Origin of the sequence: Candidatus Equadaptatus faecalis (assembly GCA_018065065.1) — a bacterium.
In the GTDB taxonomy this organism is placed as follows: domain Bacteria; phylum Synergistota; class Synergistia; order Synergistales; family Synergistaceae; genus Equadaptatus; species Equadaptatus faecalis.
In genome coordinates this window covers 1-6,538 of the sequence record JAGHTZ010000070.1, presented here as the reverse complement: position 1 = coordinate 6,538, position 6,538 = coordinate 1, and the positions used below count along the sequence as shown (strand labels likewise).

Below are 6,538 nucleotides of genomic sequence, written 5' to 3'. Positions count from 1 at the left end.
AGCCGTTATGAAACAGGCAGCCACATAGACCTCAACAGCACAAACGTTGCGGCGGGACTCTCAAAGAAAGTAAAAGACAACGTAACGCTTGGAATATTCGTAGAAGGCGGCAACGGACGCTACACGACAGAAAACGAATTTGAAGACGGAAACGTGAGAGCAGACGGCGACATAAACTACTTCGGCGGCGGCGTGTTCGCCAAAGTTGAAGGCAAGAAAACAGCCAAAGGACAGCTCCACGGAGAAGCAAGCTTCAGAGCGGGACATATCAACAGCGACTACAACAGCGAAACATTCAACCCCGGAGAAAGCACGCGCTTTGACACAAGCGAAGCCTACATGGGAGCACATCTTGGACTTGGCTACAAATGGGCGCTCAAAGACAACTCAAACATCGATACCTACGTCAAATACCTCTGGAACAGACAGAACAGCGACAGTCCGGTAATAGACGGGGAACAGTTTGACCTTGACGCGATAAACAGCCACAGACTTCGTGCGGGCTTCCGCTACAACGGCAAAGAAAACGAAAACGGCGTGAAATTCTTTGGCGGACTTGCCTACGAATACGAATTTGACGGAACAGCCAAAGGACACGTGGGAGAATACGCGCTGCTTGAGCCTGACTTCAAAGGCGGAAGCGGAATGGCGGAACTCGGCATAAAATACCACAAACCGAACAGCCCCTGGAAAGTGGAACTTGGCGTAACGGGCTACACAGGCAAACGCGACAGCATAGGTGCGCACCTGAACGCGTGGTATGAGTTTGGAAAGTAAGGCAGCGATAAGCTGGAAGCGGTAAGCTAAAAGCTAAAACCGGCACAATTTTGTGCCGGTTTATTTCTTGTTAAGCTGAATTTTGTAGCGCAAATTTTGTTTTTGCATGCTATAATATTAAAAATTTGTGTTTTATTCATTATCTCATAGAGAGGACGATGTTTCGTGGCAGAAAAACGTGTATGGCTGTTCAGGGAAGGCAACGCTGATATGCGCGCCCTTCTCGGCGGAAAAGGCGCAAACCTTGCAGAAATGACCAACCTTGGTCTTCCGGTACCTCCGGGGCTGACAATTACGACAGAGGTTTGCATGGATTACATCAACCACGGCAATAAAATGCCGGAGGGTTTGATGGATGAAGTTATTGCCGCTCTTCGCGAAGTAGAGGAGAAGGCTGGCAAAAAATTCGGAGACAAGGCTAATCCGCTGCTTGTTTCCGTCCGTTCAGGCGCAAGAATTTCAATGCCTGGTATGATGGAGACAATTCTTAATCTTGGTTTGAACGACGAAACTGTCGAAGCTATGATTAAGCTTACGGATAATCCGCGTTTCTGCTACGATTCGTACAGACGTTTCCTTACGATGTTCGGTTCTGTCGCATGGGAGATGGACAGACAGAAATATTTCGAGTCCGAGGTTGAAAAGGTTAAGGCACGCGAGGGCGTGACGTCCGATACCGAAGTTTCAGCCGAAGGCTGGAAGTCGCTTATCCCCGTCTACAAGCAGACAATAAAGGAAGTTACGGGCAAGGATTTCCCGCAGGATCCTTACGTCCAGCTTCAGGAAGCAATAGAGGCTGTTTTCCGTTCATGGAATATCCCGCGCGCCGTTGCTTACAGAAATATGAATAAAATTGACCATAATTACGGTACGGCTGTCAACGTCCAGACGATGGTTTTCGGCAATATGGGCAATGACTGCGCGACGGGCGTTTCGTTTACGCGCAACCCCGCAACAGGCGAGAACAAGTTCTACGGCGAATATCTTGTCAACGCTCAGGGCGAAGACGTTGTCGCCGGTATCCGCACGCCGAAGAAAATAGCCGAACTTGAAGAGGATATGCCGGACATCTACAAACAGTACACGGATATAGCCAAACAGCTTGAAAAAGGTTATCACGATGTACAGGATATGGAGTTCACGATTGAGCGCGGCAAGCTTTGGATACTTCAGACGCGCAACGGCAAGAGAACGGCAAAGGCGGCAATTAAGATCGCCGTTGATATGTTCAACGAAGGTCTTGTTACGAAAGAACAGGCGATTATGCTTGTAGACCCGTATTCAGTTTATCAGGTTCTGCTTCCGTGCTTCAACCCCGCAGCAGTCAAGTATGCCCACAAAATTGCAAAGGGCGTTAACGCATCGCCGGGCGCCGCAGTCGGCAAAATCGTTTTTGATACGGAAGAAGCCGCACAGCGCGGCGGAGCAGGGGAGAAGGTTATCCTTGTCCGCGTTGAAACCTGCCCGGACGACATTCACGGAATGGCGGTCGCGCAGGGCGTTCTGACGCTTCGCGGCGGAGCAACCTCACATGCCGCGGTCGTTGCCAAGGGTATGGGTAAACCGTGCGTTTCAGGCTGCGAAGAGCTTGTAATTGACCTTGACAAGGAAACCGTAACAGCTGCCGACGGCTCTGTTTTCCATAAGAATGACGTTATTTCGCTCGATGGCGGAACGGGCGAGGTTATGGAAGGCGCAGTAGAGATGGTTGAAGCCGGAATTGATTCCGATTTTGAAACCTTCTTCGGCTGGGTCAACGAAATCAAGACGATGAAAGTTGAAGCCAACGCTGATACGCCTAAGGATATTGCAAACGCAAACAAGTTCGGCGCACAGGGCGTTGGTCTCTGCCGCACGGAACATATGTTTATGGATCCTGAGAGACTTCCGTGGGTTCAGAAGATGATTATCGCCGGCACACCGGAAGCAAGAAAGGAAGCTCTCGACAAGCTTCTTCCGATGCAGTACGAGGATTTCTACGCGATGTTCAAGGCTCTCGGCGACAAACCGCTTACGGTTCGTCTGCTTGACCCGCCTCTCCATGAATTCCTTCCCGACAAGGAAGACCTTATTGCCGAAGTCGCGGCGCTCAAAGCGCTCGGCAAGGATTATTCGGAGAAAGAAGAGCTGCTTCGCGTTGTAGAAGGACTTTCAGAGTCCAACCCGATGATGGGACTTCGCGGCTGCCGCCTCGGTCTTACCTATCCCGAAATAAACGAAATGCAGGTTCGCGCGATATTCTCAGCCTGCTGCGACCTCAAGAAAGAGGGCTGCAAGGTTCAGCCGTGGATTATGATTCCGCTTATCGGACATGTCAACGAACTTAAGGTTGTCAAGGAAGACCTTGTCCGCGTGGCAAAAGAGGTTATGGCAGAGAATGGCGTTGAAGTTGAGTACAAATTCGGTACGATGATTGAAATTCCGCGCGCTGCTCTTACAGCGGACGAAATTGCTGAATACACCGAATTCTTCTCATTCGGAACGAATGACCTCACGCAGATGACTTTTGGTTATTCACGCGACGATGCGGAAGGCAAATTCCTCAAGAATTACGTCGAAAAGAAGATACTTCCTTCCAACCCGTTTGAAACGCTTGACGTTAAGGGCGTGGGCGAGCTTGTTAAGATGTCGATGGAGAAGGGACTTAAAGTTAATCCGGCGCTGCTTGGCGGCGTTTGTGGAGAACACGGCGGAGATCCTGATTCCGTTAAATTCTGCCACAAGATAGGGCTTAACTATGTTTCCTGCTCACCGTTCAGAATTCCGCAGGCATCTCTTGCCGCGGCACAGGCTGTCATAGAAAACAAAAAATAAATGCTTTATGCGGTTCGGTAAATCCGGACCGCATATTTTTTTCAGAGGTGAGTACTATGACTGGAAAACGTTTGGCTAAAAGCTCTTCCAATAAGAAAATCGCTGGTGTGTGCGGCGGTATAGGCGAATATCTGGATATTGATCCGACCATTGTGCGTCTTGTATGGTGCATTTCGATTGTATGCTATGGGTTTGGATTTTTGGCTTATGTAATTGCCGCGTTTATAATGCCGAACGATACAGAGCTTGTAAAACAATAACTTTCCGAGTAGCAAAAAGCGGCGTTCATGCGCCGCTTTTTGCTACTTTATATTGTATTTTTTCAGCAGTTCTTCGTATTGTTTGTTTATCTCGTCTTCTTCCGCTTTGCTTTGCCTTGCAAGCTGTTCATCGTTATTCCTGTCGGGCAGTTTTCCGTCTGACCCTTTCTTTATACTTTGGATAATATCTTGTTTGTCTTCGTTGTTTGCCACGGGCTTGACCGCTTCGGGAACCGCTTCTCTGTAGGTCTCGTCATCCTGTACCTGATCTGTCGGTATCGACGCGTAGCTGTTTCTTGAATCTTCGCTGTCTACCGGCGCCAGTATCAGCTGCGGAGCGTCTTTGTCAGTCCTTGCCGCTTCTGTGCTGCCTCCGTGCCACGGGCAGTAGGACTGCGGGGTGTTGCCTGCAGGAAGAAAAATAGTTGTTGCTTTGCAGCCTGCTGCCGCTAAAAATCCGGTCTGAGTGCAGACTGTTCTTGCTTCGACAGCTGCGTCTGACGGGATTGTGAATTCTGTCGGAGTCTTGAGCTGCCTGACCGCAAAATTCATAAAGGCTTTCCACACCGGGGCGGCTGCCGTTGTTCCTGTCGCGTGTCCTCCGAGCGGTTTTCTGTTGTCGTTGCCTGTATAGACCACGGCGACTATTCCGGGAACTCCGCCCGCAAACCATGCATCTGTCCAGTCGTTTGTCGTTCCTGTTTTGCCGAAGCACTGATAGCCTGAAATATTCGCGCCTGCTCCCGTTCCCCAAAGCATAACCTGCGTGAGAAGCGAACGAGCCATTACCGCGGTTGTCGATGAGAGTACGGATTTGATTTCAGGCGTATTCTGCTCAAGTATTTCTCCCATATTGTTTTCTATCTTTGTTATTCCAAACGGCTTAACCCTGCTTCCGTTATTGGCAAAAGCAGAGTAGGCAGCGCACATTTCAAGCGGGGTAACGCTTGCCGAACCAAGCGATATTGAAAGGTCGTTGGGCAGGTATTTCGAGGATATTCCGAGCCGAGTAGCAATGTCAATAACACTGTTTACTCCGACAATTTGTCCGAGCCTGACGGCGACCGTGTTGAGCGATTTTGCAATGCCGGTCATGAAGGTGATTTCGCCGTTGTATTTGCCTTTGCTGTAGTTTGACGGCGACCATCCGTTGTCAAACTGCAGCGGCGCATCGAGCAGATGATCAATGGATCTGTAACCGTTTTCGAGCGCGGCTGCGTAGACAAAAGGTTTGAATGAAGAGCCCGGCTGCCTGTATGCTTGCACCGCTCTGTTGAATTTACTCTTGCTGTAGTCCCTTCCTCCGACCATGGCAAGTATTTCGCCGGTTGACGGGTCAAGAGCGACAAGCGCGGCTTCGTGAGGCATTTTGGAGACAAGTTCTTCCGCTTTTTGCTGAACCTTGATGTCTATTGTTGTGTAGACTTTAAGTCCGCCGCGGTACACCTGATCTGCGCCGTAAGCAGGCAGCAGCTGGTTAAACAGCAGATAGGACACAAAATACGGCGCATCTGGAATGTAAAAGCCGGTGCTGTTGTTTCGTTTTTTTGACAGGACAGGCTTTTCTGCGAGAGCGTTGTCGTAATCTCCCTTTGAAATCCAATCAAGGTCAAGCATACGCTTGAGGACGTACTGTTTTCTTGTTGCGGAATTTTTCGGATTGCGTGTCGGAGAGTATTTTTCAGGCGCTGCCACAAGTCCCGACAGGATTGCGCTTTCCGCAACGGTCAGTCTGTCCGCGTGTTTGCCGTAATAAATCATTGCAGCAGAATCAACGCCGTATGCCCCGTGCCCCATATATATTGTGTTAAGGTACATTTCCAAAATCTGTTCCTTTGAATATACCTTTTCAAGACGCAGGGCAATAATGGCTTCTTTTATCTTCCTCATAATAGTCTTTTCTTTTGAAAGGAAAAGATTTCTTGCCAGCTGCTGTGTTATAGTACTGCCGCCCTGATGTGCTCCGCGAAAAACAAGGTCTATGGTTGCGGCACGCAATATTGCAACCGGTCTTATGCCAGAATGTTTGTAAAATTTGCTGTCTTCCGCCGCCAGAATTGCTTTTACCATCCACGGTGAAACGTTTTCAAGCTTCACCCAGCTGCGGTTTTCCTGGAAGAGTTTTGTAATCTCCTCACCGTTTCTGTCATATATGACTGTGGCAAGGCTCGGTTTGTGGGCAAGAATTTCCTTGGAGCTTGGCAGCTTGTGCGCGGTAACGACGACCAAAACCGTCAGCAGTACAAATGATACTGCGGCAAACAGCAGAAGGGGCGCAATTATTTTGCGTATAAAACTGTTGCTTTTCGCGCCTCCGTCACCGTTGTTAATCGCAAATCGTCTGTCATTCCCGAAGCTGTACGGCAAGAATATCAAACCTTTCATTTAGTATGTAAAAATTTTACAACACAATGCGGAATATGACCAATAAAATTTCTTTAAAAAAATCCAAAAAACTTAAATTTGGGGGTTGCAATATTTAAAATATCGTAGTATATTATCTCCCGTCGTCGCGGAAACAGATGGTTCCAAGGCGGCTAGCACCTTGCCAATAGAATACAGTACGTAAGTAATAACTAATGAGTTTCCAGAATCAAACGGAGAGTTTGATCCTGGCTCAGGACGAACGCTGGCGGCGTGCCTAACACATGCAAGTCGAACGGAGAGAAGGAGCTTGCTCCTTCAAT

4 protein-coding genes and 1 rRNA gene are annotated in these 6,538 nt (G+C 48.9%); 4 read left to right on the top strand and 1 reads right to left on the bottom strand.

Annotated features, from left to right (window positions below; all coding sequences use genetic code 11):
- The 3 genes from KBS54_05755 to KBS54_05745 form a co-directional block, all read left to right on the top strand.
- On the top strand, positions 1–777 hold a 777-nt coding region (locus KBS54_05755), incomplete at its 5' end, for an autotransporter outer membrane beta-barrel domain-containing protein (GenBank protein ID MBQ0055628.1).
- A gap of 165 nt (positions 778–942) precedes the next feature.
- Positions 943–3,591, top strand: coding sequence for a pyruvate, phosphate dikinase (locus tag KBS54_05750; GenBank protein ID MBQ0055627.1), 2,649 nt, complete (start codon positions 943–945; stop codon positions 3,589–3,591).
- Positions 3,592–3,647: 56 nt separating this feature from the next.
- A complete protein-coding gene (locus KBS54_05745) occupies positions 3,648–3,851 on the top strand; it encodes a PspC domain-containing protein (GenBank protein MBQ0055626.1) in 204 nt (67 codons plus the stop codon).
- Positions 3,852–3,893: 42 nt separating this feature from the next.
- Here KBS54_05745 and KBS54_05740 read toward each other — a convergent pair whose 3' ends face one another.
- Positions 3,894–6,236 (bottom strand): PBP1A family penicillin-binding protein, encoded by a 2,343-nt coding sequence (locus KBS54_05740; GenBank protein MBQ0055625.1) that lies wholly within the window; start codon positions 6,234–6,236, stop codon positions 3,894–3,896.
- A gap of 209 nt (positions 6,237–6,445) precedes the next feature.
- Between KBS54_05740 and KBS54_05735 the strand changes: the two genes are divergently transcribed.
- A 16S ribosomal RNA gene (locus tag KBS54_05735) occupies positions 6,446–6,538 on the top strand; the annotation flags it as partial.